At 64.8% G+C, this 3,042-nt stretch carries 2 protein-coding genes and 1 pseudogene; all 3 read left to right on the forward strand.

Features of this window, described 5'->3' with window-relative positions; all coding sequences use genetic code 11:
• Positions 1-134 precede the first annotated feature (134 nt).
• Positions 135-713, forward strand: a complete 579-nt coding sequence (locus tag JaAD80_RS29105; protein ID WP_146012613.1) for a hypothetical protein — start codon at positions 135-137, stop codon at positions 711-713.
• A gap of 122 nt (positions 714-835) precedes the next feature.
• Complete coding sequence (locus JaAD80_RS29110) at positions 836-2,827, forward strand: type II secretion system protein GspD (protein ID WP_258003255.1); 1,992 nt, start codon at positions 836-838, stop codon at positions 2,825-2,827.
• Positions 2,824-3,042: pseudogene (locus JaAD80_RS29115) on the forward strand (hypothetical protein); the annotation flags it as partial. The gene JaAD80_RS29110 and the pseudogene JaAD80_RS29115, both read left to right, overlap by 4 nt.

Here is a 3,042-nt window from a genome sequence, read left to right on the forward strand (position 1 = left end):
CGGCCGCCAGCAGCCCTGCCAGCGCAGCCCGAGATGGTGCTGGTGCAGCACGCGGTGCGGCTGGCGCCGGCGCCAGCGAAGCCAGTGCCATTGACGTGCCGCAAGCCGTGACCGCGCCCGCCTTGGAAATCAGCATGGCGACGACGGCAGGCCGGTCCGGCGCGCCAGTACCGGCAAGCGCGGCAACGCACGCCGGCGCGGCCACGGATACTGGCACGCGCATGGGAACAGGAGTGGGCACGAGCGTCAACACGGGCACAGAAAAGAGATCTGCCAGCGCGAACGCCGCTGCAGCACAGCGCCAGCCGGCAGCGGCCGCCACGCCGCTGCTCGACAGCAGCCTGGCCGCGTCGCGCACGTGGCTGGCGGCACAGGCGCCGGGGCGGCTCGTGCTGCGGATCGCCAGCCTGCCCGCCACCGAGACGGCCAGCGCCGAAGCATTCCTGCGCCAGGCGCAGCAGGCGATCGGCCTGCGCGACCTGCACGTTTTTCATCTGCCGGCCAGCGCGTCTGACACCGCCGGCGCGGCGGCAAATTCGGCGGCGCCAGCGCGTGCGGCGCGTCTGGATTTTGTCTACGGCAGCTACGCCGACCGCGCCAGTGCGCAGGCTGTCTGGGCGCGCCTGGCTGGATCGTCGCCGAGGAATATATTACTTCTCGACATAGATAATATCCGTATGGAAATTAAGCGCGGTGCAGCCGCGAAACCATGACGTGGCAGGCACCAACTTTATTTCCGCATATTCCTCCCCGGGCCTCCCCACACGATTGCTTTTAGAGGATCATGGTGGTTAAAATTGCAAAAGCACAACACGACTTCAAGGGCGAACTTTTCATGAACCAACACCCTATTCCTGTGCTGGCCTCTTGCCTCACCCTCGCCTGCGGCGCCATGCTGGCCGGCTGCGCCTCGCACCAGATGCCCGTGTCGCCTGGCCACCTGAATGAAGCGCCGCGTCCGGCTGGCGCCATTCCCGACACCGTGCAGCAAAGCGTCGCGCTGGCCGCGCCACTGCCGGCACCCAAACTGGAAACTTACAGCGTCACCGTGCATAAAGTGCCCGTGCAATCGCTGCTGTTCGCGCTGGCCCGCGATGCCGGCATGAATGTCGATATCCATCCGCAAATCGAGGGCAGCGTGACCCTCAACGCGCTGAACCAGACCTTGCCGCAACTGCTGACGCGTATCAGCAAGCAAGTCGATATGCGCTACGAAATCGATGGCAAGAACCTGGTCGTGCTGCCGGACGCGCCCGTGTGGCGCAATTACAAGGTCGATTACGTCAACATGGCGCGCAGCACCAACAGCAGCGTGAACATCGCGACGCAAATTTCCACGGCCGGTGGCGGCACTAACAGCGCCAGCAATCCGGTCGGCGGCACGCAAGGCAACGGCAGCGGCGGCAACAACAATTCGACGACCCTGGTGGTGAATCGTTCGGAAAATAACTTCTGGTACAGCCTGGAAAAGAATATCCGCGACCTGCTGCGCGAAACCACGCTCAACGATGTGCAGGTGGACCCGCTGGCCCAGCTGAACCAGCAACTGAACAGCCAGCAAGGCCAGCAACAGGGCCAGGCTGGACAACAGGGCCAGGCGGGCCAGCCCGGACAGGCGCAGAACCAGGGCTTCAACGGGCCAGGCCAGGGCGGCGCCGGGCAATATGGCGCCACGCCCTATGGCGCGCAGGCACCGATGCAGGGCGGCGGCCAGTATGCGCCGGGCCAGCAGCAAGGCAATGCAAACGCCGCGCCGTCCCAGCCCGTCGATGCCAACGGCTTGCCGCTGTTAAAGCTGGCCAACAAGGGCAGCCCGTCGTCGGTGGTGGTCAACGTCGAGGGCGGCCTGATCGCCGTGCGGGCCACGGGCCGCCAGCATGAAAAAATCGCCGAATTCCTCGACGTGGTGCTGCATAGCGCCAAGCGGCAGGTGCTGATCGAAGCCACCATCATCGAAGTGCGCCTGAGCAACGAGTACCAGCAAGGCATCAACTGGTCGCGCCTGACGGGCAGCCTGCAGCTGCGGCAGCAGCAAGTGGGCACCACCCCGCTGCCCTCGGGCGTGACGCCCGGCACCACTCCCGGCATCTTCGTGCTCAATTACCTGAAAGACAGCTTCAGCACCACCATCCAGCTGCTGGAATCGTTCGGCAAGGTGAAAGTGCTATCCAGCCCGAAAATCAGCGTGCTGAACAATCAGACCGCGATGTTGAAAGTGGTCGACAACAATGTCTTCTTTACCATCAAGGTCACGCCCGCCGTGATCAGCTCGACGGGCACCATCACCACGCCGGCCACCTATGAATCGAAGCTGGAAACCGTGCCCGTCGGCTTCGTCATGAGCGTCACGCCGCAAATTTCCGACAGCGATGAAGTGACGCTGAACGTGCGCCCCACCATCACGCGCATCGTCGGCTATGTGCAGGACCCGAACCCGGCCCTGGCCACGGCCAGCGTGATCAGCCGCGTGCCCGTGATCCAGGCGCGCGAACTGGAATCGATCATGAAGGTGGGCAGCGGCCAGATCGCCGTCATGGGCGGCCTGATGCAGGACTCCATCGACAATGCCAAGGATGGCGTGCCTGGCCTGTCCAGCCTGCCCTTGGTCGGCAACTTGTTTACCTATCGTAACGAGGCCAACAGCAAGACGGAACTGGTGATCTTCATGCGCCCGGTGGTGGTCAAGGATGCCAGCATCGACGGCGACTACCGCGACTACCGCTATTTGCTGCCGGGCCAGGCGCCGCTGAACAGCCAGCCCTACACGGAGGGCGCGCCGGCCGCCGCCCCACAGCCGCAGGCGCGCCTGCAGGGAGACTTCCCATGAGCTTGCTCATGCAGGCGCTCAAGAAGGCTGAGCGCGCCAAACAGAACAGCCTGCCGGACGAGGAGCTGGAAAAGCCGTCCGAAGCGTATGACCAGGTGCTGGAACTGGCGCCGGCCGATGCCGTACCCCTGCGCCCGGCACCCGCCGCCGTGCCGCCGCCATCGGCGACGCTGAGCACCCTGAGCCTGGAACCGCTGGGCGACACACCATCGTCG

The sequence above is a fragment of the Janthinobacterium sp. AD80 genome (assembly GCF_002878455.1).
In the GTDB taxonomy this organism is placed as follows: Bacteria; Pseudomonadota; Gammaproteobacteria; order Burkholderiales; family Burkholderiaceae_D; genus Janthinobacterium.